The following is a 26,678-nucleotide window of genomic DNA, read 5'->3' as shown; positions in this document are numbered from 1 at the left end:
TTTAAAGTCCGCTTTGCGGCGGCTCGGCGGAAATAAGCTCGCATGCTCGGTCTAATGCTAGGTCGATAGTTTTAACCAAGTTGTTGATGTCTTTTCCGCTAAAAATTTGGTTCATTTCGTCGAGGGTGCAGCCTTCCTGTTGGGTTCCAGCTGTTCCGTAGCTGGCATTCAAAACCGAGAGTTGGTTTCTGATCTTGTCCAGCTCCTCTTGATCAATACGCCCTGTATATCGCAGTAGATATGAGGCGATATGAAATGGGGAGAATTCGAACGCATCGATCCCGCAGCACTCCGGCTCACAGATTGTCGCGCAGTTTTGTATCATTCCCAGGAGAGGGTATTCGATTTTCATTCTTTAACGCTCTTCTCAAGATTCACTTGCCCTATTCGTACCAGAATAGCAGACCTTGGGGTGGCGCGCACCATCGGTCGCTATGGGCTCGAAGCCGACATTGAGGGCAAAAAGCCGCGTTTGGCAGCTTGAATGTCCGGTTCTGGGAAGTCGAGGCGCGATTTGTGCATGTGCGGCAAGGAGAGCCAACCTCGCTTCGGATCGGTCACTTCGGGCTGCTAGCGGCCAACAGTCGCCGGTGGAGCATCCCAGCGAAGCGCCCACAGCGGCTGTGGGCTTGTCGTTTGATTCCGTGGCACGGTATTTGAAGGGCAGCTAATCGGGAGGCGCTCGGAGACAATGCTGTCTTGCAGCCTGTAATTGACCTAGAAGGGCAACCTATAAAGTAGCTATGTGAAAGGTCACCCTAAGCACTTTTGGGCTTGGCGCATGGATAGGCAGATAGCCCAACGGCTCCACCATTTTGTCTACTAAATCCAGTAACTTAAGAGAGAAAATGGTGGGCGACCCTGGAATCGAACCAGGCGTGCGTCTCCGCGAGGGAGTTACAGTCCCCTGCCACACCTTGCGGCCTGTCGCCCACTAGCAAGTCGCTGTTGACCTGCTGTGAGGGCGTGATTACTAGCGCACCCAAGGGGCGTCAACAGAAAAAGCGTAAGTTTTTTGCCCGAACTTGAAATTCCTTTTGCTGGAGAGAACGATGTCCAAGAAACCCACCAAAAAGCCCCAGTGGGTGATCGAAAAGGAGCAGAACAAGAAAGCCGGTGGCGCCGAGACCGTCTGGCTTTTTGGTCTGCACGCGGTTCGTGATGCCTTGATGAACCCTCAGCGGGAAAAACTGCGTCTTATCGTGACGCTGAATGCGCAGAATAAGCTGGAAGAGGCCATTGCAGCCTCTGGGGTGGAGCCGGAACTGGTGGAGCCGCGCAAATTCAATGCGCCTTTGGATCCAAACTCGGTGCATCAGGGGGCGGCGCTAGAGGTCAAGCCGCTAAACTGGGGCTCCTTGTCGGAAAACTGTATCGGGGCCGAGATCCCCCGGGTGATTCTGCTCGATCGCGTCACGGACCCCCATAATGTTGGGGCGATTCTACGCTCGGCTGAGGTGTTTGGCGCCAGCGCGGTGATTGGTACCCGGCACCATTCGGCGCCAGAAACCGGGGCTTTGGCAAAGACGGCCAGCGGCGCGCTGGAGCGCCAGCCCTATCTGCGGATGCGCAACTTGGCCGATACCATTACTGAGTTGCAGAATATGGGCTATGTGGTTTTGGGTCTGGATGGCGAGGCCGAGCAGACCATCGAGAGCTGTCTTGAGGGGCGCAGGGATCTGCCTGTGGCGCTGGTCCTGGGTGCAGAAGGTCCGGGCCTGCGCCAGAAAACCAAGGAAACGGTTGATCACCTGGTGAAAATTGACGCAGCGGGCGGTTTTGGGTCGCTCAACGTCTCAAATGCGGCGGCGATTGCCCTATATGCGAGTCTGGAGCGGTCCTAAGACCGCCTGCACAGGGTAGGGCGATAGATGGCACAATGTGGCACCCATGGCGGTAAGATCGTAAGCTGTTGTTACTGCGGTGTGCAGTCGAGTTTTCTCCCAGGAGGGGGGCGATCGGGCAATGGTGTCTCGGCTCTGGTCTGTGGAACCTGCGGTGCTCCGCTCTCCAGTCAAAAGGCCCGCCCCCTGGCGCCGGGAAAGGGGGCTCGGCTGCCAAGCGCGGCGGAGCGACAGCTCGCAGCAAAATCTCATGGGCCGGTGGGCAAGTCGCCTGTCAAAAAGCCCAAACAGGTCAAAAGCAAAACAGCCAAGCATAGGCCGAACAAGGTCAAGAAGGTTAAGAAGCGCAAAGGGCTGTTTCATGTGCTGTTGTCCGAAGCGGTTGATCTGGTCGAGGATATTTTCGACTGATCGCGCTCACGGCTAGTTCACATCTGCGTAATCTATCTAGGAATAGTAACCAATCTCGGTCAGATTTAGGACTGTTCTATTTTCATCTTTCGGAGGCCCAATTGGTGCTGCGCCAAATTTTCACCGCTCTGGCATTGTCCCTGTGTCTTGCCCCGCTGTCAGCGCGGGCAGAGGTGTCGATTTTTTCTGAGCGCAATGGACTCGCGCTGGATGGCTATGATGTCGTTTCATTTTTTGAAGGTCAGGGCGCTGTTGAAGGTAGACAAGAGTTTGCTTTGATGTGGAAAGGCGTTGTTTGGCGCTTTGTGTCTTCTGGCAATCAGGCACGATTTGAGGCGAATCCCCGCGCCTATGCCCCGGTTTTTGGTGGCTATTGCGCCTATGCCATGTCTCAGGGCTATCTGGCACCAGGCGACCCGCACCTCTGGCGAATCGATAATGGTGAGCTGTTCTTGCTGAACAATGCTTCTGTGCAGGTCATCTGGCAGGAGGATGCGGGCGCGTTGTTGCAGGCCGCGCGGGGCAACTGGCCTGCAGTTTTACGCGACTAACCCTGTTCAACTCTTTTGTGATGATGTGAAAAAAGGCCTGAAAAGCTCTTTTTTTTTACTGTTGCCATCCTACATCTATAGGGACTGCGGAGTGGAACCACCGTAGATCCTTTTACTGTCCCTCGTTCCATACCTCGCGCCCGGAGCCTATGGCCTCCGGGCGCTTTTTTGCGCGCTGTGCGCTAGATCGCGTCTCTTTTGTGTCGCTGCAGGGCTAGGCGGCGCTGCGCGGAGCCGCTAGGTCTAGGGCATGACAGACTATAGCGACAGCCATTTGAAAGCCATTCTGCAACGCAACCGCACCATTGCCGTTGTTGGGGTGTCGATGAATCCCGTGCGCCCCAGTTATTATGTGGCGCGGTATCTGGGGCTCAAGGGATACCGGGTCATTCCGGTGAATCCGGGCCATGCCGGTAAGCGTTTGTTTGGGGAGCTGGTGCAACCCAGCCTGTCTGCTATTTCTGATCCTGTAGATATGGTGGATATTTTCCGCCGCTCCGAGGCCGTGCCGGCTATTGTGGAGGAGGCATTGCAGGTCTTTGCGGATCTGAAATGCATCTGGATGCAGATCGGGGTTGAACATGCTGAGGCGGCAGCGCAGGCCGAAGCGCGCGGCGTGGATGTGGTGCAGAACCGGTGCCCCAAGATCGAATATCAGCGCCTGTTTGGTGAGCTGCGTATGGGCGGCTTTGCCACAGGAATCATTTCTTCCAAACTGTAGCGGCTGAACAAGGACCGGGGGCTCCCGCCCGTCTCGGAACAATCACAGATTGATCCTCCCCCGTTGGGCCCAGCCGGGCCTGCGGCCCGGCAAAGGGATCTGCTGAGACGCCTCTGAGGGGCTGGTCTGCCCCTCAGAGTGCCAGATCAATTGTATTAGATCTGCCGCCTCAAGGGTAAACCGCGCTGGCGCGCGGCCGCCGAGCGGCCCTTGACCCGGCGGTGGCAAAGGGTGTTGCAGAATTAGGCTTTGGCGCGGGAGGCTTTTTCGTCCAGGCCACTTTGGCTTTTGCGTTTGGCAAGCTCTGCCAGCACATCATCCAGTGCCACATCGCGCGCCGCCAGCATCACCAGAAAATGGTAGAGCGCATCTGCGCCTTCCGAGGCCAGTTTCTCCCTGTCGCCCTTAACCGCCTCGATGATGGCCTCAATGGCCTCTTCCCCAAATTTTTCGGCGCATTTTTCCGGACCTTTGGCGAGCAGTTTGGCGGTCCAGCTGCTTTTGGGATCGGCGGATTTACGGTTGATGATGGTTGCTTCGAGATCGTGCAGGAGGGTCATTTTACAAAATTCTCCAGTCTTTGGTCTTTCATGAGGATTGCGTCGACGCAGGCCCAGAGTTCGGGCTCATACGAAGAGCCAAGGATGTCATTGCGATCTAAGGGGGTGAAAGAATTGAGTGTATCTTGCTGTGTCGCTTCCCAGTCGAGAAGGCTGCATCCAGGTTCAGGCTGGTAGTAGACCGAGATGCGGCTCCCCCAGCGTGCGGTAGCCAGACCACCATCACTCCAATCCCCTGTGTAGACAACCATTGTCAAAGGGGTCTCTGGATGTGCTGGTGACCATCTGGCTTTATACCAAGCGAGATCCTGTGTCTTTGACAGAATGTAGCCAGTTATCTCAGCCGTGGTGGAGTTACAGCACTCACAAGGTGTGAGCGTGGTGTCGCCCTCTTCAACTTCCAGGGACTGCCAGTCCACTAGTTGAGCCTCATGGGGATGCCTGCAGCGGCCATATGTTCTTTAGCCTCCTGGATGGAATACTCGCCAAAGTGAAAAATGGATGCGGCGAGAACGGCAGAGGCGCCGCCTTCGGTGACCCCTTCGACCAGATGATCCAGGGTGCCAACGCCGCCGGAGGCGATCACCGGCACATGAACCGCATCCGAGATGGCGCGGGTCAGTGGCAGGTTGAAACCCGATTTTGTGCCGTCGCGATCCATCGAGGTGAGCAGGATCTCCCCAGCGCCCTTGGCCACCACGGTGCGCGCGAACTCCACTGCGTCGATGCCAGTGGGGCGACGGCCGCCATGGGTGAAGATCTCCCATTTGCCGGGGCTTACGGTTTTGGCATCAATCGCACAGACGATGCATTGGCTGCCAAACTGGTCTGCGGCCTCGGCGATCACATCGGGATTGGCCACGGCGGCAGAGTTGAAAGAGACCTTGTCGGCCCCTGCGAGCAAAAGCGCGCGCACGTCTTCGCGGCTACGCACGCCCCCGCCAACAGTGAGCGGCACAAAGCACTGTTCCGCAGTGCGGCGCACCACGTCAAACATGGTGCCGCGGTTTTCATGGGTGGCATGGATGTCGAGGAAGGTGATCTCATCTGCGCCGGCGGCGTCATAGGCCTTGGCGGATTCCACCGGATCGCCTGCATCGCGCAGGCCGACAAAATTGACGCCCTTGACCACACGGCCATCAGCCACGTCAAGGCAGGGAATGATGCGGGTTTTCAGCACGTCAGGGCTTCCTTTTGTGGATATGGCAGATCAATGCCATGGGGTGGGGTAAAAGGCCAGTCGCCGGTTTTGGCAACACAGGGGCCAGAGGCAATCTTGACACCGGATCAGACCCGAGACACCGCATTGCGCACGATCAGAACGTGGAAGGGCATGATCGTGCGCAGATAGACTCTGCCAAATCGGTTTTTGGTCCGTACCCAGGTGGCAAAATAGATGCTGCCATCCTGCTTGAGGATCGAGATGCGAAAATCCAGATGGCTATCGTCGATTCCGAGAATAAGCTCGGTCTCTGAGCGGGTGACGAGCGGGAAAAAACCGACCCGGTTGGGCGAGGTGACTTCGGTATTCAGTCCGAATGGGGTCACCAGCAGATTGCGCAGCCGCATCAAGGTCGAAACCCAGGCGGGGAAGCGAAAGGCGCGCTCGGCCGCTTCGTCCAGCGGCAGAGCGCTGGGCTTGGTGTAGCAATCCACAAAGTCATCCGGTTGGATGCCTGCGGGTTGCTGAAACAGCAGGCTGGACGGCGGCAGGTCGGTAGCGCGGACTGAACCCATGGCAGATTAGCCCTTCATCACCGATAGAGCTTCGGCCAGGTCAATCGCACCATCATAAAGCGCGCGTCCAGAAATGGCCCCGTTCAAAGGCGCACCACAGGATTTCAACGCCCGCAGATCGTCCAGGGAGGAGACACCGCCAGAGGCGATCACCGGGATCGACACCGCATTTCCAAGCGCCGCTGTGGCCTCCACATTGGGGCCTTTCATGGCGCCGTCGCGCATGATGTCAGTATAGATGATGGCCGCAACGCCTGCATCCTCAAAGGATTTGGCCAGATCGGTGACCATCACGTCGGTCTCTTCCGCCCAGCCTTTGGTGGCGACGCGACCATTGCGGGCATCAATGCCGACAGCGACCTTGCCGGGGAACTCCCGCGCCGCCTGGCGCACCAGATCCGGGTTTTCTACCGCAACTGTGCCGAGAATTACCCGCGCCAAGCCTTTGTCGATCCAGTTCTCAATGGTCTGCATGTCACGGATGCCGCCACCCAGCTGAGCCGGCACCTTGCATTGCTTTAGGATTTCCTCAACCGGGGCGGCGTTCACCGGCGCGCCCGCAAAGGCGCCGTTGAGGTCAACCAGATGGAGCCAATCGCAGCCTGCCTCGACAAATTCCAGCGCCTGGGCGGCAGGGTTGTCGTTGAACACGGTGGTTTTATCCATGTCGCCATGCAGCAGGCGCACCGCCTGGCCGTCTTTGAGGTCAATCGCAGGATAGAGGATCATGTGTGCAGCCTTTGTCTTACTGGTCAGTGGCCAAGGGATCTGGCCATACCTGTTGAGCGGTGTTTTGCACGGGGCAGGCCGGAATTGCAACGCGACCCAAAGTCAGCCTTGCCTGAAAAGCCTCAGGTGCGTCACTGTGGTTGCAAAACTGTGCAGAAACTTTGTGACACTGATGCATAGGAATGGACACAACAAAGGGAGAGACGAAATGAAGAAGCTATTGGCAACCACTCTGGCGACCACACTGGCGGCGCTGACCCTGGCGGGGGCGGCCTCTGCTGACCCGATCCTCGGCACTTGGAAAACCCAGCCAGATGATGGCTCTTATGCGCATATCGACATGGCCCCCTGTGGTTCTGCGATCTGTGGCAAAATCGCCCGGACCTTTAATAGCTCAGGCGAGTATAGCTCACCCAATATCGGTAAGACCCTGGTGATCGACATGGTTGCAAAGGGCGATGGCTACTACACGGGGGAGGTCTGGCGGCCGTCGAATGATAAGATCTACACCGGTAAGATGGACCTCAAGGGCAACTCTTTGGCACTGCGGGGCTGTGTTGCAGGGGGCTTGATCTGCTCGAAACAGACCTGGACGCGGGTACAGTGATCTGATCGCTGAGGACTGAGTGAAACACAGCGCTGGGGCTGTTACAGCAGTCCCAGCTGCACCGGAATAGGCACAAAGCCGCGTTTGACCTGGCTGTCGCGCATGGCTTCAAAGCTTTGCATGGCCTCGCCGTGCTGGAGGAAATAGGCACGGATTTGTTGCCCGCCGGGAGCGCCAATGGGACCCTTGGCCTGCTCAAGGCACCATTCGCCAAATAGCGTCTGACTGAGCCGCAACACGCAGTAGCGGTGGCGCCCTTCAACATAGTCAAATTTTTCGAGTCGGGTCTGCACGGGGGCGGTCAAAGCCTTTGGTGGGCGGGGAGCCCCTCTATGCCCGCAAAGCCTGCCTCTGTCCATTGTATCTGTCTTGCTGGGGCTGGAACTCGAAAACCGCCACCTTCGCAAAAATCGAAAGCGGCGGTTTGGCCTGCAATATCCGTGAGTGATGGTCGCAGGTATCTGGTTAGCTGACCTTGATCTAGACCGCGCCGGTATATTCGCCGCGCGCGGGGTAGTCATTGGCGATGGCAAAATCCAGCGCGCCCACCAGTTCCGAGAAATGCGGACGCACAAAGGGCATGGTCTGGGTCGAGCCGTAATAGAGCGTCTGCTCTGGGGTCACCATGAACAACCCGGGTTCGGAGAACAGCGCGGGCTCTTCGATGCCGATGGACGTTTTGCCCCGCGAGGTGGAGATGTAGAGGCCCCAGGACTTTGCCACATCCAATGGTAGATCATAGGCAAAGCGTAGGGCGCTGGCTTCGATTTTGTCGGCCATGGCTTTGGTGCGCTCTTCCCCATCGGAAGAAACCGCGACGCAGGTCACGCCGCGCTCGGCAAATTCGGCGACGCGCTTTTCCAGCTCCTTCAGGTAATTGGCGCAGATCGGGCAATGCAATCCACGATAAAAACAAATCACGGTTCCGCGGCTGCTGTCTTCGGTGGCCAGATCAAAGCGACCTCCGCCAAGCAGAGGGAGGGCCAGATCTGGTGTCTTTTGGCGGGGAATAAGCATGATAGGTTCCTGTTTAGATGAGGGGGTAGAGGGTCTGGTTTGCGTATCGCAGGTTTTAGTGCATTGAAAATCCGAAAAAACAAACTAAAAATCCGATATAGGCTTTGCGCACCAAAAAGCTGGAGAGTATGCCAATAAGGACGACGAGATTTCTTCCTTTGCGGGTTCGTTGCGGGGAGGGGTCAAAGATAAACAGGAGGCTGATATGGACAGGCTGACAACTTTGATGGAGCGATTTAAGCTCTCGGTTCACCCGGCTCCGTTGTCACAGGCCAATCTGGTGGCCTTGGGCGATCCCGGATCCCCGAGCTGCCTGGTGTTTTTCCCCCGTGGTCAGGTTCAGCTCACCTCTGAAAAGACGGTGCTGTTGAGCGTCCGGGTGGACTGGGGGGCTGGGCATAACCCATTGGTGGCGGCGCTACCGTCCTGCGTTGATTTTGATCTGACGACCCATCACGAAACACGGGATTTGGTGCAGGTGATGCTGGCCGAGAGTACTGCCAGACGTTGTGGCGCCCAGTCGGTGGTCAATCGGTTAGGAGAGGTTCTGATGGTGCGTTTGTTGCGCAGTCAGATCGAGCTGGGGGCGACCGAGCCTGGGCTGCTGGCTGGCCTAGCTGATCCCCGGTTGAGCCGTGCAATTGTGGCGCTGCATGACCATCCTGGGCGGGTCTGGTCCAATGGCGATCTGGCCGCAGAGGCCGGCCTGTCTCTATCGCGGTTTTCGGAACTTTTTACCGCAGAGATTGGTGAGACGCCAATGGGCTATTTGCGGCGCTGGCGGCTGACGCTGGCTTATCAGGATCTGGTGCGCGGCGACCGGGTAGAGGCGGTGGCACGACGCTATGCCTATGCCTCGCCTGAGGGATTCACCCGCGCCTTTCGCAAGGCCTATGGCGTGGCTCCTGTATCGCTGCGCGCCTTAGGGTAGGGTTAGGGCGTCCAGGTCAGGAAGTTGCCGATCATACGTAGGCCGATGTCCTGGCTTTTTTCCGGGTGAAATTGCATGCCGACCATCGTGTCGCGGCCAATCACTGCGGTCACGTCACCACCATAGTCCACATGGGCTAAACGTTCGGCATCCGATTGGACGCGGAAGTGATAGGAATGCACAAAATAGCAGTGATCACCAGAGGATATGCCCTCAAAAATCGGGTGAGGGTGGTCGATGATAAGATCGTTCCAGCCCATGTGCGGGACTTTAAGCGCCGGGTTTGATGGGGTGATTTTCACCACATCACCGCCTACCCAGTCCAGACCGGCAGTATCGCTGTATTCGTGGCCGGTCGTGGCCATCAGCTGCATGCCAACGCAGATGCCGAGAAAGGGGCGGCCTTTTTGTTCAACCGCTTCGATCATCGCGTCATAGATGCCCTTGTGGCCGCGCAACTCAGCGGCACAGGCGGGAAAGGCGCCATCGCCGGGCAGGACCAGACGATCGGCCTTGGCCACGACTTCGGCGTCCGAGGTGACAACAACTTCCCCGGCATCCAGTTCTTGTGCCATGCGTTGGAAGGCTTTTTCGGCGGAATGGAGATTACCGGATTCATAGTCGATGATGGCTGTCAGCATGGCAGGCCTGCGCTTTCTTGGGGTTGTGCCGAAGACCTCTCTTTATTTCGTCAAAAGGTCAAGCCCGGGCTGAGCAGGCCGGTCATTTTGGCGCGGGCGGCGTGCCTATTTCCCGGAGCAGAGCCATCACCGGGGCAAAGAGCCGATGATGATCTGGCGGGCCACTGTCAGGGCCGAAGGTGCCGGCTAGGAACAGGTGGGAAAACCCGTGGATAAGCGACCAGACCTGGGTTTCGACCACCAAGGGATCCGCGCCTTCTGGGACAAAGGGGGCACAGGTTTCGCGTAGGACCCCGTATGCGGTTGCGGTACCCGCCTTCATGTCCTCTTCGAATTGGGACATGGGACCACAGCTGAAGATCAAGGCAAAAAGCGCCGGGTTTTCGACTGCAAAGTCCAGATAACCGCGGCAAAGCGACAGAATGCGGCCTTCTGGGCTTTGGCTACCGCTGGCGCGGCTACGCAGCATCTGCGTGCGAAAGCGGTCAAACCCTTCTTTGGCGATGGCAGCGCGCAGGCCGGAAAGCCCGTCAAAATGATGGGCCGGGGCAGCATGAGAGACACCTGCACGGGCGGCGCAGCGGCGCAGGGTCAGGGCCTCAAGCCCCGATTCGGTGAGGATATCAATCCCGCTTTGGATGAGAGCCGCGCGGAGATCCCCGTGGTGATGCGGTTTTTTACCTGAATGATCAGTCATTTGGCGCAGAGAGTATCAGGACGCTTGACACTGTCAAGCTGGCTGTGATTTTTACAATGTAAAGTTTACACTGTAAAGTTGGAGAATGAATACCCATGTCTGTTTTCATGCCGCGCCTGCGCAGGACTTTCTTTTGGCTTTCATGCTTGTTGATTGCTTTGGCATCCTGGCGTTTTTTGCTGCTTGGGGTCGAGCTATCCATGCCCTTTGTGGCCTATCACGCGCTGGAGCGGCCGCTGGCCTTCTATGCCCATGTCGGGCTGGCCCCGGTGGCATTGATGTTGCTGCCATTTCAGTTTTGGCAGGGGCTGCGGCAGCGCCGCCCGGATTTGCATCGCTGGTTGGGGCGGGGCTATGGGCTGGCAATTTTGGTCTCTGGGCTCGGGGGGCTGGTTTTGGCGATTGGCTCGACATCCGGCGCTGTTGCGGCCCTGGGCTTTGGTTTGCTGGCGCTATTGTGGCTGGGCACAACGGGGCAGGGGATCTGGCTGGCCATCCGGGGACGCATTACCGAGCATCGGGCCTGGATGATCCGATCCGGAGCCCTGACCTTTGCGGCTGTGACTCTGCGGCTATATTTGCCGTTTCTTTTTGCGACCTTGGGCGAGGAATTGGGCTATTCGCTAGTGGCCTGGGCCTGCTGGGTACCAAATATGTTGTTGGCAGAGTGGTTGCTTAGGCGCGATAGAAACAGGCCGGTTGAGCAACCGGCCTGAGGTCTGGGAGGCTATGCGATCAAGTGGCGCAGCTAGAGCGCGCCTTTGGTCGAGGGGATCGCATCGGATTTGCGCGGATCGGTTTCTACTGCCAAGCGCAGGGCACGCGCCACGGATTTGAAGGTGGCTTCGACAATGTGGTGGCTATTGAAGCCATGCAGCTGGTCGATATGAAGGGTGATGCCACCCTGCGTGGCAAAGGCCGTAAAGAATTCTCGCACCAGCTCGGTATCAAATGTGCCGATCTTTTGGGTGGGGATTTCGACATTCCAGACCAGATAGGGACGCGCAGAGAGATCCAGGGCGCAGCGTACCTGGGCATCATCCATCGGCAGGTGGCATTCCCCATACCGACGGATGCCCTTTTTATCGCCAAGCGCCTGCGCAAGGGCCTGGCCCAGAGCAATGCCGGTGTCCTCGACTGTGTGGTGATCGTCAATGTGATAATCCCCCTTGGCGCGAATGGTCATGTCGATCAGCGAGTGGCGGGCCAGCTGATCCAGCATATGGTCAAAAAAACCTACCCCCGTCTGATTGTCATAAGAGCCGGATCCGTCGAGATTGATCTCAACGCTGATTTCGGTTTCGGCGGTTTGGCGGCTGATTTTAGCGCTACGCATATGGGCATTCCTTGCTGTCTGCGCGCCACTTATAGGGCGGAGAGGGGGGCTGGCTCAAGGGCTTAGCCGGCTGTTCGCCACGCTGAGGTCCTTGCTGCGCCCAGGGGCCATTGCGCCCGCGCGTCTGTCGTGACAGCTTGGGAGCCAAATCAATTGTTCTCAAAGACCAGAGGGACGCCCCATGTCGACCTGCGTATTCATTCAGATCCGCTGCAAGCCCGGCACCACCTATTCGGTGGCAGAGGAAATCGCCCTGCGCGAAATCCATTCTGAGCTCTATTCCACCAGCGGAGAATATGATCTCCTGATGAAGCTCTATATCCCTTCGGATGCGGATGTGGGCAAATATATCAATGAACACCTCCTGGTGATCCCTAATATCGAGCGCTCGCTCACCACCATGACCTTTAAGGTCTTCTGAGCCTGGATCACCTGCCTCAACCCACACAAAAAGACGCCCCGGAGGATATCCGGGGCGTCTTTGTTTGGATCCGTGGGGGGATCAGCTATCGAGCAGGCCTTCAGCCTTGAGGCGTTCATAACTGCTGTCCAGGGCGGTTTTGACCCGTGTCAGCATATCATCAATTTCGGGTTTGGTTATGATCAGCGGCGGGCAGAAGGCCAGAGCATTGCCTGCAACCGCACGCAGGATCACTCCGTTGTCCTGACAGGCTTTAACTGCGGCAGCGCCGCCCTTGCCGCCGGCAATCGTCGCCCCGGTGGTTTTGTTGGAGACCAGCTCTAGCGCTGCAATCAGGCCTTTGCCGCGCACTTCGCCCACCAGGGGATGGTCAGCAAAGATGCGGCGCAGCTCGTCCTGCATATAGCTGCCAACCTCGGCCGCGTGTTCAAACAGGTTGTCACGCTCATAGATTTCGAGCGTTTTTAACGCGGCAGCACAGGCAGCGGGATGGCCCGAATAGGTGTAGCCATGGCCAAAGACACCGACCTCATTTGAGGGCGCGACCATTTCCTTATACATCCAGCCGGGGATCACGCTGGCCGAGATCGGGAAATAGGCCGAGGAGAGCTGTTTGGCGAATGTCATCAGATCGGGCTGGATGCCCATGGTGGTGCAGCCGAAATCCGCACCGGTGCGACCAAAGCCGGTAATCACTTCATCCGCCCAGACCAGAATTCCGTATTTACGCAGCAGCGCTTGGACTTTTTCGTAATAGCCTTCTGGGGGCACAATAACGCCGGAGGCGCCGGTGATGGGCTCCATGATCATCGCGGCGATGGTGTCGGGATCTTCCGCCAGGATCTGGTCTTCGAGGTTTTGCAGGATGCGGTCGACAAACTGGGCCTCTGTCTCGTTGCCCTTACGGCCAGTGTAGTAATGTGGCGCATCGGTGCGCAGGATGCTCAGGGCCTCTATGGGGGCATCAAAATGCGCCAGATTGGCGGGCAGCGAGGTCAGAGAGCCGGCGGCGACGGTGACGCCGTGATAGCCACGCTCGCGGGTGATGATCTTGCGCTTTTCTGGTTTGCCAATCGCATTGAAATAGTAGCGCAGCATTTTGTAGTGGCTGTCATTGGCGTCAGAGCCGGAATTGCCAAAGAAGATATAGGCGTCTTCCACTGGCACCATGGCTTTCAGTTTTTCCGCCAGGTCGATGATCGGCTGATGGGTCTTGCCGCCAAAAGTGTGGCTGAAGGGAAGAGTGTTGAGTTGCTCGGTGATTGCGCCGATCACCTCTTTGTTGTCATAGCCCAGAGAGGTGCACCACAGACCGGAGAGGCCTTCGATATATTTGTTGCCTTCGCTGTCGAAGACGTAGATTCCCTCGCCGCGTTCCAGGCACATCTGTTCGGTCGCAGTGAGGTTGGTTGTGGGGTAAATGACTGGAGCCATTGCAAAATTCCTCTGATATGGCGCGTGTGTCTGAGACATCTGCGGAGACAATCAAGTGGCGCGACGAAAATCCTGACGGCGCCGTTGCGGCTAGCTTTGTCTTGTTTTGTCAGGGAGGTCAAAGAAATTTGATCAAAAGGTCTCGTGTGCCTCCTGCGAGGGCGGAATCCGGCCAGCAAAGGGGGAACTGCAAACAAAAAGGCCGCCGATGCAAGAAGCACCCAACGGCCTGTTTGGTCCAAATGGAGCGGGCGAGGCGATTCGAACGCCCGACCCTAACCTTGGCAAGGTTATGCTCTACCCCTGAGCTACGCCCGCGCTACATTTGGTGAGCCGGTATTTAGGCAAAGCTGCGACAGGCCGCAAGGGCAAAATAGAGTGCATCGAAGAAATTTTAGGCGTCCCAAGCAGGGCGCGAGCCAGGCAGCCCAAACAAAAAGGCCGCCGATGCGAGATGCATCCAGCGGCCTGTTTGGTCCAAATGGAGCGGGCGAGGCGATTCGAACGCCCGACCCTAACCTTGGCAAGGTTATGCTCTACCCCTGAGCTACGCCCGCGCTACATTTAGTGAAGCGGTATTTAGGCAATCCTCGGCAGACCCGCAAGAGGGAAAGTGATCACTGGGGTGAGAATTCTTTGCGCAGCGCCGGGGCGCGTTTTTCCCGCCGATAAAGGGATCAGCTAAGACAGCTCTGGCAGTTGAAACCCTGCCTGTTCTGCCATGCGGCGCTGTAGGGCTCCGCGGGGTGTGCAAGAGATGAATTCCGAGCCCCGGCAGTGGGGCAGCCCCAGGGCCTTTATCAACTGGCTATCATACTGGCCGGACAACAGCAGGATGCCTTCTTTTTCCAGCAGGTCTCGGGTGCCCCGGCCCTTGTCTGAGCGAATGCGGCGCATAAAATCCTTTTGCTGGGCCACAGCTTCGACCACATCACGGGCGATGGGGCAGGCCTGGATCTGGCGAAACAGGCTGGCCATGCGGGTATTGCCGGTGCTTTGTGAAAAAATCGTGGTGACCACATGGGGGTCCTGGCCCCGCCAGAAATTAGCGGGGTAGGCGTGGTCGCACATAAGCCAAAGGATATTGCCAAAACCAGCGGCTGAGATCGACCCCTTGCCGTCTTTGTTTTTCCCCTGGGTCAGATAGGCGGGGCGCGCCACAATCAGCCCGAGGTAGCAGCGGGCGCGGGCCTCGTCGGCGGCCACCAGCAGACAGGGCTGATCCAGCGCTTCGGTTGGAATCATCCAGTTGCTGCCCATGGTGTTCTTGATGTCTACGTCACGGCCGAGGATTTCGGTGTCCAGCCGCCCACGGGGCAGGCGCAATAGGGCGCGCAGCTCGATCTCGACGCGGGTGCCGATATAGGTCTTTTCGGTCTTTTCCAGCTCTTCATAGGCGCGTCGCCCCGTCTTTGGGGTCATGATCACATCATCAATGCAGCGGCGCAGCATGGCCGGGAAGCTCTGGTGCAGTTCCAGTGTCCCGCCAGCGCGGGCGGTGATCTCTGTTGCCAGCGCGGTCAGAGCGTCGAAATCCGGGTGACCCCGGACAATGAGACTGGGCGGAAGGCTGCGTTTCATATCTACCTCGGTCTGGGCCGAAATCGGTGAATTTGAATATTTATAGAAAGGTGAAAGGGAAAGGACAGGCGCTTTTGGAGCGAAGGCCTGCTGTTTTGGATGGGCCTATTTCGAGACCACACGTAGGGCGGGGCGGGCGATGGCCTCGCGCAGTTGGCGCGCCACGGCCTCGGCGACGGGGGGCGGGAAGGCATTGCCAACCTGGCGATAGGCATTGGTCTTGGCACCAGTGAAATGCCAGGCGTCCGGGAAGCCCTGGATGCGCGCAACCATACGCACGGTGAGGCGGGGCATGTCGTTGTGGAAAGGGTCTGGCGCCTCATAGGCGATGGTGCGTCCCTCAACCCCCAGCGAGGCCCAGGCGCGCCGTGCCCGTGTTGGGCCCAGGTCCGGCCCGCCGTGTTTCTTGGACCCCCCGACGATTGTTGGGGCAATCTCATCCGCCTGGGCAGCCCAGTCATCGGCACCGCTCCAGCCGCGGGCCCTCATCAGGTCCAACAGGGTTTCGCCGACGGTGGGTGGATTGTGTGGCAGTGGGTCCGGCCAGTTGAACTGGTCCGAGTATTCTTTGCGCAGCGCCACGATTGCCACCCGCGGGCGCAGCTGTGGCACGCCGAAATCGGAGGCATTGAGCAGGCGCCAATCGGTTTCATAGCCGAGCTTGGAGAGCTGCTTTTTCAGCTTTTCACGGTAGTCATGAAAGGCGGCATCCAGAAACCCGCGTACGTTTTCGATCATTACCGCACGGGGACGGGTCGCATCGACGATATGAATCGCATCGTCAAAGAGATTGCGCTCATCCTTTTCGCCCAGCTGTTTGCCTGCGACCGAAAAGGGCGGGCAGGGTAGGCCACCAGCCAGCAGATCAATGCCTTTGTAAGCGCTGGCGTCGTCTTTGAACAGGCGCAGGTCTTCTTCGAGCACATTCCAGTTGGGCCGGTTGTGGCGCAGCGTGGCACAGCAGTGTTTGTCGATTTCGACCAATGCGGTGTGATCAAAGCCGGCACGTTCCAGTCCCAGAGCCTGACCGCCAGCCCCTGCGCATAGTTCTACGGATGTGAGCATGTGGTGCGGCCTGCCTGCTTTTTGTTTTGGTGTTCTGGATCTGTTCCTAAGCGCAAAGCTGATTCCGCGCAAGGCTTTGCTAAGGGTTACCCATTGCAACGCGAAAGGCCACCCCCGAAGGAGTGGCCTGTTCAAGATCCAAATGGAGCGGGCGAGGCGATTCGAACGCCCGACCCTAACCTTGGCAAGGTTATGCTCTACCCCTGAGCTACGCCCGCGCTACATTTGGTGAAGGGGCTTCTAGTGGGGTTGGGCGAGAGGCACAAGAGAAAAATGCGCAGATTCTGTAAATCAGATACGGGCTATGCGTCTTTGCTGAAGATGTGGTTTGCAGTGGCCAGGGCACGGGGCAGCACAGGGCTGCAGGGCGCTATTTCTTGGCCTTTGCCTGCTTTAGTTCGGCCTCTATCTGAGCATCAATCAGAGTTAGGATCGATCTGTCTGCGGCACAGGCTGCGGAGAACTTTTTGCTGAGCTGCTCGGGGCTTTCTGCCCCGGTGGCAGCGGACAGGGTACTGTCGGCGTGTTTCCTGACCTGCTTTAGGGTTCCCTTGATGATGCTGTCGCTGACCTTGGTTGCGATCTTGGCATGGGCCTGGGCGGTCAGCGTGGCGCCGACTTTGTTTTTCTTCACCAGCTTGTTCAATCGCTGTGGCACCAGGGTGTAGGTGATGATGTCCTTGTGCTGATAAGAGAATTTTTTGAAAAGGTCATCGAGCCGGGAATTGATCAAAGTGGCAACCGAATTGTCCACCATGTCTGACACAATCCGTTCCAGATCTTTGGCGCTGGGCGGCTTGCCCTTTTTGATGCTGTCGCCCGTCAATTTGACCGCTTCTTCATAGCTGCTTTTGTAGAGTTGCAGGCCGCCGTCATGGATCACCTTGTCTGAGTATTTCAGGATCGTGCTCTTTTGGACCAGAGAGGTCTTGGTGGACACCCTGGCAGCCACCTGGGTGCTGATTTTTGACAAGAACTGTTTTGGAGCCTTTGTCGGGATCCTTGCAAGCAGCCCGCCGACCAAAGTATCAATCAGCACTTTTTTCGCTGAGGCTCCGATGTCGTCTGTCTGCCCTGTTTGATGTTTCACGCCTTCATCGATTGCTGACTGCAGCAGGGAAACCCCTGCGCCTGAAGCAACCATTGCCACGGTCAGGCTGGCCCCGGCGGTGACGATCATCGGCGTCGCAATAATGCCGACGGCGACAAAGCCCAGATCGCGGGTCATTTCGAGGCCCGTCACAATGTTTTTGCCGCCGGAAATATACTGGCTCTCAAACCGGTTCATGTCCTTGGCAAAGCTCTGTATGGCCTTTTCCGCCTGAGGCAGTTCTTTGTGGATGCGGGCGAGATCCTTACTGGTTTTCAGCTTGTTCAGGGTGGCGGCGGCGCTGGCGGCTTTTTTGGCAAGCGCCGGGCTGGGGGCGCCGGTGGTGGCAACAGAGACAAACAGCGCGTGCATAAGCGCGGTTGCGGCATTGTTACTGAAATCCGCGAGGGCCTGGTATTCCTTTTGGTTGATCTGCAAGACACGGTTGTAGGAGAGCAGAGAGCTGACCCGGCTATGGACGTTCTTGAGCGCCTGAGCATAGAGACGATCATAGTCCGCCTTGTTGCACAGGATGGTCTTCCCCTTGAACTTCATCTGATACAGGGGTTCCCTGCTTGCTTTCTCAAGCGCTTTAAGGGCTTTTTGATACTTTGGCAGCAGTGCCTTGAACGTTCTCCCGCCAGGGTCGACGACACTGTCGGTGACTTTGAAACCGACCTTCTTTTGAAAGTGGTTGATGGCCTTAATCAGGCCGGCATCTATTTTTGCGGACTGGCCCAGGGGGCCAATGCCATTCGCCGCCAGCATGTCGCGCAAAAGCGAAACATCTTTGCCTGTGTTTTTGACTGGAGCGCCTTCAAACGGTCTTGGTGCGGCCCCAACGGGCGCGGAAAGCTGAATGCTGGGCATAAATACTCGCAAAAATGAACATCAAAACGGCCTGTCTGCCCAGTGTTTTCGTTCCCTTTTTGATTGTTAATGGGATTAAGTTGCTCGCGATTAAGGGGAGCTGGGTGAAAGGTTGGCTGAAATATGTGACAGCGCGCTTTTTTTCGACAGTCCGGCGACGGAATGCAGCGCCCTGTGCGTTGAGACACCGACAGCAGCTTTTAAACAGGGAGAGCTCCGTGGCAAAACTCAAAGAAAAGATGCGGCTTACCGCATTGGTGACGGCAGTTGTTTTGGGGCTGGTGGTGCAGTCTGGCGGCCTTTCAAACCCTGTCGGTCATGCGGGCGGTGCGGAAGAAGCCACCGGCCGGGCTTTGTCTGTGCCCCCGATAAGGGTGCAGGTGTTGCAGGCGCAATGCGATGAGGGCGCCCAGTTTGTCGTTACGCCGCTTACTCCGCCTGCCGCTATGGAATTGAATTGGCATCACACCCGCTGGGGCGCGGTTGCAGAGGGCCGGTATGGATACCTCTCCCCCAGCTTCTATGCAGTGAACTGCCAGCTCTACCCTGTCTCTGTTTGGCGGGATGCCTGACAGGGGCAGAAACCGGGGAAAGGGGAACTGAACAGGTCATTGCTTTAGGCGTTGGTCTGCCCGGCAGATTGCTGCCCGCAAAAGGCGTTGCAACTGCTGTGACCCCTCCATGAAACATCAAAGCCCCGAAGGGAGGTCCTCCGGGGCTCAGTGAGTGTTTTCGGAACTTGTGGCTGCGTTCAGACTTTACAGATCTTCCAGTTCGATCAGCAGGTCCTTGGCGTCGATCTGGGTGCCTGCCGAGACATGCAGCGCCTTAACGCGGGCAGAGCGCTCTGCGTGTAGACCGGTTTCCATCTTCATCGCCTCGATGGTCAGAAGCATATCGCCCTCATGGACTTCCTGGCCGACCTGTACCGCGACGCTGGCTACAACGCCGGGCATTGGCGCGCCGATGTGATCGCCATTGCCAGCTTCGGCCTTGGGGCGGCTCTCGGTGGAGGCCTTGACCAGACGGTTGGGCACCCGGATGACGCGGGGCTGACCATTGAGTTCAAAAAAGACTTTGACCTCGCCTTTTTCATCGGTTTCACCGAGGGCCTGAAGGCGGATCTCCAGGGTTTTACCGGGGTCGATTTCCGCGGTGATTTCCTCGCCCGGTTCCATGCCATAAAAGAAGGCGCGGGTGGGGAGGGTGCGCACAGGCCCGTATTGGCGGTGACGGCCCATGTAGTCGAGGAAGACCTTGGGATACATCAGATAGCCATTGAGATCCTCGTCATCCACAGCCTTGCCTTCCAGCAATTTGCTCAGCTCGGCGCGGGTCTCGTCCAGATCCACGGGCTCCAGATGAGCGCCAGGACGGGTCAGGTTGGGGGCCTCGCCTTTCAGCACCTTGGCAACAATCCCATCCGGGAAGCCACCGGGAGGCTGGCCCAGGTTGCCGCGCATCATATCCACAACGCTATCGGGGAAAGAGACCTCCGTGCTGGGGTTCTCGACCTCATCGCGGCTGAGGTTCTGGCTGACCATCATCAGCGCCATGTCGCCCACCACTTTGGAGGAGGGCGTCACCTTGACGATATCGCCAAACATCTGATTCACATCCGCATAGGTCTGGGCGACCTCATGCCAACGGTCTTCCAAACCAAGGCTGCGCGCCTGGGCTTTGAGGTTGGTGAACTGGCCGCCAGGCATCTCGTGCAGATAGACCTCCGAGGCCGGCGCCTGCAGGCCGGATTCAAAGGCGACATACTGCGCGCGGACCTGCTCCCAATAGTCAGAGATCTCCCGGATCTTTGCGATATCCAGCCCTGTGTCGCGGTCGGTGTTGCGCAGCCCTTCGACGATGGAGCCAAAGCAGGGCTGCGAGGTGCCGCCAGAGAAGGCATCCATGGCCACATCCACCGCATCGACGCCAGCATCTGCGGCGGCCAGAATGGTTGCACCGGCAATGCCAGAGGTATCATGGGTGTGGAAATGGACCGGTAGGCCGACCTCTTCCTTCAGCGCCTTGACCAGCTGGCGCGCGGCGGCAGGTTTCAACAGGCCAGCCATGTCTTTCAGACCCAGAACATGGGCGCCGGCGGCCTCCAGCTCTTTGGCCATGCCAACATAGTATTTCAGGTCATATTTGGCGCGGCTAGGGTCGAGGATATCGCCAGTGTAGCAGATGGTGCCTTCGCAGAGCTTGCCGCTCTCGACGACGGCATCCATGGCGACACGCATGTTCTCCACCCAGTTGAGGCTGTCAAACACCCGGAAGACATCAACACCGGTCTCCGCCGCCTGGCGAACAAATTCCTGCACCACATTGTCAGGGTAGTTGGTATAGCCGACCCCATTAGAGGCCCGCAGCAGCATCTGGGTCATCACATTGGGCATCGCTTCGCGCAGATCACGCAGGCGTTGCCAGGGGCATTCCTGCAGGAAGCGGTAGGCCACATCAAAGGTTGCCCCGCCCCAGCATTCAACCGAGAAGAGCTGGCTGAGGTTCTGCGCATAGGCAGGGGCCACCTTGATCATGTCATGGCTGCGCATCCGGGTCGCCAGCAGGGACTGGTGGCCATCGCGCATGGTGGTGTCGGTGAGCAGGAGCTGGCGCTGGGCCTTCATCCAATCGGCGACGGCTTGGGCGCCCTTTTGTTCCAGCAGATTGCGGGTGCCATAGGGCAGAGGAGCCGGATCCACATGCGGTGCACGCGGCTCTTTCAGGTCTGCCGCCGGGGCAGCGCGGCCTTCGGTTTCCGGGTGACCGTTGACGGAGATATCCGCCAGATAGGTCAGCACCTTGGTGCCACGGTCCTGACGTTTGGCAAACTGGAACAGATCTGGCGTGTTGTCGATAAAGGTGGTGGTATAGCTGTTGTCCAGGAAAGTCGGGTGCTTGAGCAGGTTTTCCACAAAGGCGATATTGGTGGACACACCGCGCACCCGGAATTCGCGCAGGGCACGGTCCATACGGGCAATGGCCTTTTCCGGGGTTTGCGCCCAGGCGGTTACCTTGGTCAACAGACTGTCATAGTAGCGGGTGATGACGCCGCCGGCATAGGCGGTGCCGCCATCCAGGCGGATGCCCATACCAGTGGCCGAGCGATAGGCGGTTATGCGGCCATAGTCGGGGATGAAGTTATTCAGCGGATCCTCAGTCGTGACCCGTGTCTGCAATGCGTGGCCATTCAGGCGAATGTCACCCTGTGAGGCTTTGCCGGTGGCTTCGGCAATTGGTTTGCCCTCGGCGATCAGGATCTGCGCCTGAACGATGTCGATGCCGGTGACCTCCTCGGTGACGGTGTGTTCCACCTGAACACGGGGGTTCACCTCGATGAAGTAGAACTTGCCGCTTTCCATATCCATCAGGAATTCAACGGTGCCAGCGCATTCATAATTTACATGGGCGCAGATTTTGCGGCCCAGCTCGCAGATCTCAGCGCGCTGCTCTTCAGAGAGGTAGGGGGCGGGGGCGCGCTCCACGACCTTTTGGTTGCGCCGCTGCACCGAGCAATCGCGCTCAAACAGGTGGTAGATCTCGCCGTGCTTGTCACCCAGGATCTGCACCTCTACGTGGCGGGCGCGGGTGATCATCTTTTCCAGATAACCCTCGCCATTACCAAAGGCGGCTTCGGCTTCGCGGCGGCCCTCCAGGACTTTTTCTTCCAGCTCATCCGGGCCGTGGATCGGCCGCATGCCGCGACCACCGCCGCCCCAGGAGGCCTTGAGCATCAGCGGGTAGCCGACCTCGCTGGCTTCTTTGGCGATGGCCTTCATGTCATCGCCCAGCACCTCGGTTGCGGGAATGACCGGCACCCCGGCCTCAATGGCAACGCGCCGTGCCGAGGCCTTGTCGCCTAGAGCGCGCATGGTTTCGGCCTTGGGGCCGATGAAGGTGATGCCGTTGCGGGCGCAGGCATCGACAAAGTCGGGGTTTTCGGACAACAGGCCATAGCCGGGATGGATCGCATCGGCGCCGCATTCCTTGGCGACCCGAATGATCTCGTCGATGCTCAGGTAGGCGGCGACAGGCCCCATGCCCTCGCCGATACGGTAGGCCTCATCGGCCTTAAAGCGGTGCAGGCCCAGCTTGTCTTCTTCGGCATAGACAGCAACGGTTCGCTTGCCCATTTCATTGGCGGCACGCATGACGCGGATGGCGATTTCGCCTCGGTTTGCAATCAGGATTTTCTTGAAATCGGGCATGGTCGCTCCTCGAAGTAGTCTAGGGTTGGCGAAGTGTTAGTTACATATTGGCCACTGGTATAGCCGTAGTATTGGGTATCTGCTGCATGATTGCGCTCTCATTCAGCCATAATGCGGCAATTTTTTGTGCAAGCGCAGCATTTGAAGTCAATTGGGCGCCAAAATCCCAGAGAGAGTTGCTGAAAATTTAGGCGATTCCAAATTTGGCGAATCTTTGGTCATGCTTCCTGGCGTATCTGCGGCGCTTGGGTTTCGCGGCTGCAATCAGCCGGTCTTTGCTCAGAATGGATCGCAGGCTTTGCTACCGGTTTCAGTCGTTTACGGATCAAGGTTGGGAGTGTAACGTCAGGTTGCGAATTTGCAAAGTTCTCACCTCAGAGAGCGAGCGCAATCCCAACTGCCCCATATTGGCTTCCAGATCCTTGCTCAGGATCTCAACCAGATGGTTTGGTCCCCTGTCTCCCAATGCTGCAAGTGCAAAGTGAAAGGCCCGCCCCAGCATGATGAAATCCGCCCCAAGTGCCAGGGCGCGCAGTATGTCCAAACCGCCCTCAATGCCGCTGTCAAAGACCAGTGGCAGGGAGGTGGCCGCGCGCAGCTCTGGCAGCACCTCGGTCGAGGCGGGCGCGGCATCAAACTGGCGTCCCGCATGGTTTGACACCCAAAGGGCATCAACTCCGATCTGTTCCAGTGGCGCTGCATCCTCTGCCCTCATCACACCTTTGATGACAAAGCTCCCCTGCCAGTTGTCGCGCAGCCATTTGGCATAGTCCCAATCCGGCGAGGTGCGCAGCAAATAGCCAATATGCGCAGTCGAAGAGAGGCCTTTGCTGTTTTCGGTGATATATTTGTCCAGGGTCCGCATATGGGGCATCCCCCCGTGCGCCCAATGTTGCCGCGCCATGCCACTGGCCCAGGCTGGGCGCTGGGCCACCTGCGCCAATAGGCGGGGGGTTAGACGGGGGGGCTGGGTGAGGCCTGAGCGCACCTGACGTTCGCGCCGCGAGGCAACGGGGACATCCACCGTGAGCACCAGTGTCTTGAAACCTGCCTTGCGTGCGCGTTCCAGCATATCCCGACGGATGTCTTCATCTTTTGGGGGGTAGAGCTGAAACCAAGCCTCAGCCCCCAGATGTGGCGCCAGATCTTCGGGGGATTGGCTGGCAACGGTAGACAAAGAGTAAGGGATGCCGGAGCGGGCGCCAAAGCGGGCCAGCCGTCCCTCGGCGTCGGGCCAGATCAGCCCGGACATGCCCAGAGGTGCGATGCCAAAAGGCAGTGGCAAATCGCGCCCAAGAAATGAAGTCGACAGATCTACCTGCTGAGGTCCATGCAGGATCGAAGGTAAAAACCCGATCTGATCCAGCGCGCTGCGATTGCGGCGTTTTGTGGCCTCATTGCCCGTGGCGCTGTCGAGATATTCCCAGACAAATTTGGGAAGGCGGCGCTGGGCACGCGCCCGCAAGTCGGCGAGGCTTGGGTAGTGTTGATGAAGATCCATGCTGCATTGATAGGATCTGCGGGCCATTTGGCAAGAGCAGGCGGCTCTTCTCGCGTGGGTCCGCGGGCAAACCCAGAGCGTCGCCGGGAATTTGGAGTACGATCAATCTTGCGAACAGAATGCGAACGTCCTCTTTTCTCGCAGGGTGAATCACGCTAGTGTTACGGGCATGAGCACATTTGATGAAATGGACGCCTTTGAGGGCGCCTCCCTGTCGTCGCGGGCCATGGCGGCCCGCCCTACGCCTTATCTTGATGGTTTGAATCCGGCCCAGAGAGAGGCCGTGGAATGTTTGGAGGGGCCGGTCTTGATGCTGGCCGGTGCCGGGACCGGCAAGACCAAGGCGCTGACGGCGCGGATTGTGCATCTTCTCAATACCGGCTCTGCCCGCACCAATGAGATTCTGGCGGTGACCTTCACCAATAAGGCTGCCCGCGAGATGAAGGAACGTGTTGGCAGCATGCTGGGCCAGCCAGCTGAGGGCATGCCCTGGCTTGGTACTTTCCATTCGGTCTGCGTCAAGCTGCTGCGCCGTCACGCTGAGCTCATCAGCGGTGAGGCTGGGGTCGGCCCTGATGAAGTCATTGATGAAGTGACAGAGTCGGAGTCGCCGAATCCATATGACGAATTGGGTCCATCTGCGGCGCGCAGACGGCGCAGCTCTGTACATCTAAAGTCAAACTTCACCATTCTGGATACCGATGATCAGATCCGCCTGCTCAAACAGCTGATCCGTGCTGCGGGGATTGATGAAAAGCGCTGGCCGCCGCGGATGCTGGCCGGAATCATTGATGACTGGAAAAACCGGGCGCTGACACCGGAAAAATTGCCTGCCGCAGAGGCCGGCGCCTATAACCATCGCGGCCCAGAGCTTTATGCCCAGTATCAGCGCCGCCTGCTGGAGCTCAATGCCGTCGATTTCGGCGATCTGCTGCTGCACGTGGTGACGATCTTTCAGACCCACAGCGATATTCTGGCGCAGTATCAGCGCTGGTTCCGCTACATCATGGTGGATGAGTATCAAGATACCAATATCGCCCAATACATGTGGCTGCGGCTTTTGGCGGGCGGGCATAAAAACATCTGTTGCGTTGGCGATGATGACCAGTCGATCTATGGCTGGCGCGGTGCCGAGGTGGGCAATATCCTACGCTTTGAAAAGGATTTCCCCGGCGCCAAAGTGGTGCGTCTGGAACAGAATTACCGCTCGACTGAGCATATCCTGGCGGCCGCCTCTGGCGTGATCAGCGGCAATTCGGGCCGCTTGGGCAAGGAGTTGTGGACGGCCGAAAAGGGCGGCGAAAAGGTTCGCCTGATCGGTCACTGGGACGGCGAGGAAGAGGCGCGCTGGATTGGTGAGGAAATCGAGGCCACCCAGCGCGGCACTCGGGGGCAGCGTCCTATCGGGCTGAATGACATGGCGATTCTGGTGCGGGCCTCGCATCAGATGCGCGCCTTTGAAGATCGGTTTCTGACCATTGGTCTGCCCTACCGGGTCATTGGAGGTCCGCGCTTTTATGAGCGGCTCGAGATTCGCGATGCTATGGGCTATTTCCGCATGGTGACCTCGGCTGATGATGATCTCGCATTCGAGCGGGTCGTGAACACCCCCAAGCGCGGCCTTGGCGACAAGGCGCAACAGACCATTCAGGGCTATGCGCGTGAGAATGGTGTCTCTCTGGTGGAAGGCGCGCGTCTCGCGGTTGAGGCAGGGGCCATCAAGGGCAAGGGCGGCGCGGCGCTGCGTCGGCTCGTGGATGATCTGGCCCGTTGGGGCCGGATGGCGGGCGATGCGGATATCTCTCATATGGAGCTGGCCGAGATCGTGCTGGATGAAAGCGGCTATACCGGCATGTGGCAGGCGGATAAGAATCCGGATAGCCCAGGGCGTCTTGAAAACCTCAAGGAGCTGGTCAAGGCGCTGGAGAACTTTGAAAACCTTCAGGGTTTTCTGGAGCATGTCAGCCTGGTGATGGATAATGACAAACAGGATTCGGACCAGAAGGTTTCGATCATGACCCTGCACGCGGCCAAGGGGTTGGAGTTCCCAGCAGTGTTTCTGCCAGGCTGGGAGGACGGGCTGTTCCCCTCGCAGCGCTCCATGGATGAAAGTGGTCTCAAGGGTTTAGAGGAGGAACGCCGCCTTGCCTATGTTGGCATTACCCGGGCCGAGGAAGTCTGCACTATTTCTTTTGCAGGTAACCGGCGGGTCTTTGGGCAATGGCAGTCTCAGCTACCGTCGCGATTCGTCGATGAGCTGCCCGAGGAGCATGTGGAGGTGCTAACTCCTCCTGGGCTTTATGGTGGGGGGTATGGTGCTGCGGCCAGCCGCGCCGAACCGATAGGCTCCACCATTGAGGCTAAGGTTGCGCAGGCGGATGGGTATAATTCGCCAGGATGGAAGCGCATGCAGGCGCGGGCAGGGCAGCGTGGCACGCCGCAGACAGCACAGGCGCGGGGGCAGATCATTGATCTGGAAGCCACGGCCAGCTTTACCCTTGGCGAGCGGGTCTTCCATCAGAAATTTGGCTATGGTGCGATTGCCGCTATCGAGGCTGACAAACTGGAAGTGAATTTTGAAAAGGCTGGGATCAAAAAGGTCCTGGCGCGGTTTATTGCTGCTGCTGGTGCAGGCCAGGATGCTGCGCAGGATGATGTGCCGTTTTAAAATGATCAGTTGAGCTGAAATGTCGGTGGTCGAATCGCGGAGCGATCCGACCCGGGCG

27 protein-coding genes and 4 tRNA genes are annotated in these 26,678 nt (G+C 58.2%); 10 read left to right on the top strand and 21 right to left on the bottom strand.

Going from position 1 to position 26,678, the window contains the following annotated elements; genetic code table 11:
- Nucleotide 1: 1 nt before the first annotated feature.
- Both MED193_RS07350 and MED193_RS22900 read right to left on the bottom strand, forming a co-directional pair.
- Nucleotides 2-352: a DUF6331 family protein gene (locus MED193_RS07350; protein WP_009809054.1), complete on the bottom strand. Its 351-nt coding sequence runs from the start codon at nt 350-352 to the stop codon at nt 2-4.
- Between the two features lie 497 nt (nt 353-849).
- Nucleotides 850-933 (bottom strand) — tRNA-Tyr (locus tag MED193_RS22900).
- Between the two features lie 119 nt (nt 934-1,052).
- Between MED193_RS22900 and rlmB the strand changes: the two genes are divergently transcribed.
- The 4 genes from rlmB (at nt 1,053) to MED193_RS07330 (ending at nt 3,527) form a co-directional block, all read left to right on the top strand.
- Nucleotides 1,053-1,844, top strand: coding sequence for a 23S rRNA (guanosine(2251)-2'-O)-methyltransferase RlmB (gene rlmB / locus MED193_RS07345; RefSeq protein ID WP_009809053.1), 792 nt, complete (start codon nt 1,053-1,055; stop codon nt 1,842-1,844).
- Nucleotides 1,845-1,871: 27 nt separating this feature from the next.
- The gene (locus MED193_RS07340; RefSeq protein WP_039966001.1) at nt 1,872-2,255 is read left to right on the top strand and encodes a hypothetical protein; all 384 of its coding nucleotides are present in this window, start codon (nt 1,872-1,874) and stop codon (nt 2,253-2,255) included.
- Between the two features lie 104 nt (nt 2,256-2,359).
- Nucleotides 2,360-2,806 (top strand): YHS domain-containing (seleno)protein, encoded by a 447-nt coding sequence (locus tag MED193_RS07335; RefSeq protein ID WP_009809051.1) that lies wholly within the window; start codon nt 2,360-2,362, stop codon nt 2,804-2,806.
- Between the two features lie 250 nt (nt 2,807-3,056).
- A complete protein-coding gene (locus MED193_RS07330; protein ID WP_009809050.1) occupies nt 3,057-3,527 on the top strand; it encodes a CoA-binding protein in 471 nt (156 codons plus the stop codon).
- A 242-nt stretch (nt 3,528-3,769) separates the two neighbouring features.
- Here MED193_RS07330 and MED193_RS07325 read toward each other — a convergent pair whose 3' ends face one another.
- From MED193_RS07325 to hisA, 5 genes are all read right to left on the bottom strand, one after another.
- A complete protein-coding gene (locus MED193_RS07325; protein ID WP_009809049.1) occupies nt 3,770-4,087 on the bottom strand; it encodes a phosphoribosyl-ATP diphosphatase in 318 nt (105 codons plus the stop codon).
- Nucleotides 4,084-4,506: a hypothetical protein gene (locus MED193_RS07320; RefSeq protein ID WP_009809048.1), complete on the bottom strand. Its 423-nt coding sequence runs from the start codon at nt 4,504-4,506 to the stop codon at nt 4,084-4,086. Before MED193_RS07320 ends, MED193_RS07325 begins: the two co-directional genes overlap by 4 nt.
- Nucleotides 4,506-5,267 (bottom strand): imidazole glycerol phosphate synthase subunit HisF, encoded by a 762-nt coding sequence (gene hisF, locus MED193_RS07315; protein ID WP_009809047.1) that lies wholly within the window; start codon nt 5,265-5,267, stop codon nt 4,506-4,508. The genes MED193_RS07320 and hisF overlap by 1 nt, the downstream gene beginning before the upstream one ends.
- Nucleotides 5,268-5,374: 107 nt before the next feature.
- Entirely contained in the window at nt 5,375-5,824 is a 450-nt protein-coding gene (locus MED193_RS07310; protein ID WP_009809046.1) for a DUF2867 domain-containing protein, read from the bottom strand.
- A gap of 6 nt (nt 5,825-5,830) precedes the next feature.
- The gene (gene hisA / locus MED193_RS07305; protein WP_009809045.1) at nt 5,831-6,553 is read right to left on the bottom strand and encodes a 1-(5-phosphoribosyl)-5-[(5-phosphoribosylamino)methylideneamino]imidazole-4-carboxamide isomerase; all 723 of its coding nucleotides are present in this window, start codon (nt 6,551-6,553) and stop codon (nt 5,831-5,833) included.
- Nucleotides 6,554-6,761: 208 nt separating this feature from the next.
- Between hisA and MED193_RS07300 the strand changes: the two genes are divergently transcribed.
- A complete protein-coding gene (locus tag MED193_RS07300; protein WP_009809044.1) occupies nt 6,762-7,160 on the top strand; it encodes a DUF2147 domain-containing protein in 399 nt (132 codons plus the stop codon).
- A gap of 41 nt (nt 7,161-7,201) precedes the next feature.
- On the opposite strand, the gene MED193_RS07295 is transcribed toward MED193_RS07300, so the two are convergent.
- Together MED193_RS07295 and MED193_RS07290 are read right to left on the bottom strand one after the other, a co-directional pair.
- The gene (locus MED193_RS07295) at nt 7,202-7,453 is read right to left on the bottom strand and encodes a WGR domain-containing protein (RefSeq protein WP_039966742.1); all 252 of its coding nucleotides are present in this window, start codon (nt 7,451-7,453) and stop codon (nt 7,202-7,204) included.
- Nucleotides 7,454-7,640: 187 nt separating this feature from the next.
- The gene (locus tag MED193_RS07290) at nt 7,641-8,177 is read right to left on the bottom strand and encodes a peroxiredoxin-like family protein (RefSeq protein ID WP_009809042.1); all 537 of its coding nucleotides are present in this window, start codon (nt 8,175-8,177) and stop codon (nt 7,641-7,643) included.
- A 205-nt stretch (nt 8,178-8,382) separates the two neighbouring features.
- On the opposite strand from MED193_RS07290, the gene MED193_RS07285 reads away from it, so the two are divergent.
- A complete protein-coding gene (locus MED193_RS07285; protein ID WP_009809041.1) occupies nt 8,383-9,108 on the top strand; it encodes an AraC family transcriptional regulator in 726 nt (241 codons plus the stop codon).
- A gap of 2 nt (nt 9,109-9,110) precedes the next feature.
- Here MED193_RS07285 and hisH read toward each other — a convergent pair whose 3' ends face one another.
- Together hisH and MED193_RS07275 are read right to left on the bottom strand one after the other, a co-directional pair.
- On the bottom strand, nt 9,111-9,749 hold the full coding sequence (hisH, locus tag MED193_RS07280) for an imidazole glycerol phosphate synthase subunit HisH (RefSeq protein WP_009809040.1): 639 nt from the start codon (nt 9,747-9,749) through the stop codon (nt 9,111-9,113).
- Nucleotides 9,750-9,831: 82 nt separating this feature from the next.
- The gene (locus MED193_RS07275) at nt 9,832-10,446 is read right to left on the bottom strand and encodes a TetR/AcrR family transcriptional regulator (protein WP_009809039.1); all 615 of its coding nucleotides are present in this window, start codon (nt 10,444-10,446) and stop codon (nt 9,832-9,834) included.
- Nucleotides 10,447-10,541: 95 nt separating this feature from the next.
- On the opposite strand from MED193_RS07275, the gene MED193_RS07270 reads away from it, so the two are divergent.
- Nucleotides 10,542-11,162, top strand: coding sequence for a DUF2306 domain-containing protein (locus tag MED193_RS07270; protein WP_009809038.1), 621 nt, complete (start codon nt 10,542-10,544; stop codon nt 11,160-11,162).
- 32 nt (nt 11,163-11,194) lie between these two features.
- Here the strand turns inward: MED193_RS07270 and hisB are convergent, their stop codons facing one another.
- Nucleotides 11,195-11,782 carry an imidazoleglycerol-phosphate dehydratase HisB gene (hisB, locus tag MED193_RS07265; RefSeq protein WP_009809037.1) on the bottom strand — a complete coding sequence of 196 codons (588 nt, stop codon included), beginning with the start codon at nt 11,780-11,782 and terminating at the stop codon, nt 11,195-11,197.
- A 181-nt stretch (nt 11,783-11,963) separates the two neighbouring features.
- On the opposite strand from hisB, the gene MED193_RS07260 reads away from it, so the two are divergent.
- A complete protein-coding gene (locus tag MED193_RS07260) occupies nt 11,964-12,203 on the top strand; it encodes an Lrp/AsnC ligand binding domain-containing protein (protein WP_009809036.1) in 240 nt (79 codons plus the stop codon).
- Between the two features lie 81 nt (nt 12,204-12,284).
- Here MED193_RS07260 and MED193_RS07255 read toward each other — a convergent pair whose 3' ends face one another.
- From MED193_RS07255 to MED193_RS07225, 7 genes are all read right to left on the bottom strand, one after another.
- Complete coding sequence (locus MED193_RS07255; RefSeq protein WP_009809035.1) at nt 12,285-13,637, bottom strand: aminotransferase; 1,353 nt, start codon at nt 13,635-13,637, stop codon at nt 12,285-12,287.
- A 243-nt stretch (nt 13,638-13,880) separates the two neighbouring features.
- Nucleotides 13,881-13,955 (bottom strand) — tRNA-Gly (locus MED193_RS07250).
- A 164-nt stretch (nt 13,956-14,119) separates the two neighbouring features.
- Nucleotides 14,120-14,194 (bottom strand) — tRNA-Gly (locus tag MED193_RS07245).
- A 124-nt stretch (nt 14,195-14,318) separates the two neighbouring features.
- Entirely contained in the window at nt 14,319-15,218 is a 900-nt protein-coding gene (locus MED193_RS07240) for a NaeI family type II restriction endonuclease (RefSeq protein ID WP_009809034.1), read from the bottom strand.
- Between the two features lie 105 nt (nt 15,219-15,323).
- Nucleotides 15,324-16,283 (bottom strand): DNA cytosine methyltransferase, encoded by a 960-nt coding sequence (locus MED193_RS07235; protein ID WP_009809033.1) that lies wholly within the window; start codon nt 16,281-16,283, stop codon nt 15,324-15,326.
- A gap of 143 nt (nt 16,284-16,426) precedes the next feature.
- Nucleotides 16,427-16,501: transfer RNA gene (locus tag MED193_RS07230), tRNA-Gly, on the bottom strand.
- Nucleotides 16,502-16,653: 152 nt separating this feature from the next.
- Nucleotides 16,654-18,243 carry a peptidoglycan-binding protein gene (locus MED193_RS07225; RefSeq protein WP_009809032.1) on the bottom strand — a complete coding sequence of 530 codons (1,590 nt, stop codon included), beginning with the start codon at nt 18,241-18,243 and terminating at the stop codon, nt 16,654-16,656.
- A 218-nt stretch (nt 18,244-18,461) separates the two neighbouring features.
- On the opposite strand from MED193_RS07225, the gene MED193_RS22895 reads away from it, so the two are divergent.
- Complete coding sequence (locus tag MED193_RS22895) at nt 18,462-18,815, top strand: hypothetical protein (protein ID WP_157041307.1); 354 nt, start codon at nt 18,462-18,464, stop codon at nt 18,813-18,815.
- A 186-nt stretch (nt 18,816-19,001) separates the two neighbouring features.
- Here the strand turns inward: MED193_RS22895 and MED193_RS07215 are convergent, their stop codons facing one another.
- Together MED193_RS07215 and MED193_RS07210 are read right to left on the bottom strand one after the other, a co-directional pair.
- Nucleotides 19,002-22,451, bottom strand: coding sequence for a pyruvate carboxylase (locus tag MED193_RS07215; protein WP_009809030.1), 3,450 nt, complete (start codon nt 22,449-22,451; stop codon nt 19,002-19,004).
- A 325-nt stretch (nt 22,452-22,776) separates the two neighbouring features.
- Nucleotides 22,777-23,952 (bottom strand): alpha-hydroxy acid oxidase, encoded by a 1,176-nt coding sequence (locus tag MED193_RS07210; RefSeq protein WP_157041305.1) that lies wholly within the window; start codon nt 23,950-23,952, stop codon nt 22,777-22,779.
- A 169-nt stretch (nt 23,953-24,121) separates the two neighbouring features.
- Between MED193_RS07210 and MED193_RS07205 the strand changes: the two genes are divergently transcribed.
- Nucleotides 24,122-26,620, top strand: a complete 2,499-nt coding sequence (locus tag MED193_RS07205; RefSeq protein WP_009809028.1) for an ATP-dependent helicase — start codon at nt 24,122-24,124, stop codon at nt 26,618-26,620.
- Nucleotides 26,621-26,678: the final 58 nt, after the last annotated feature.

It is taken from the genome of Roseobacter sp. MED193 (genome assembly GCF_000152965.1).
In the GTDB taxonomy this organism is placed as follows: Bacteria; Pseudomonadota; Alphaproteobacteria; order Rhodobacterales; family Rhodobacteraceae; genus Pseudophaeobacter.
The sequence above is the reverse complement of the archived record's forward strand: the minus strand, read 5'-3'. Positions and strand labels throughout refer to the sequence as shown.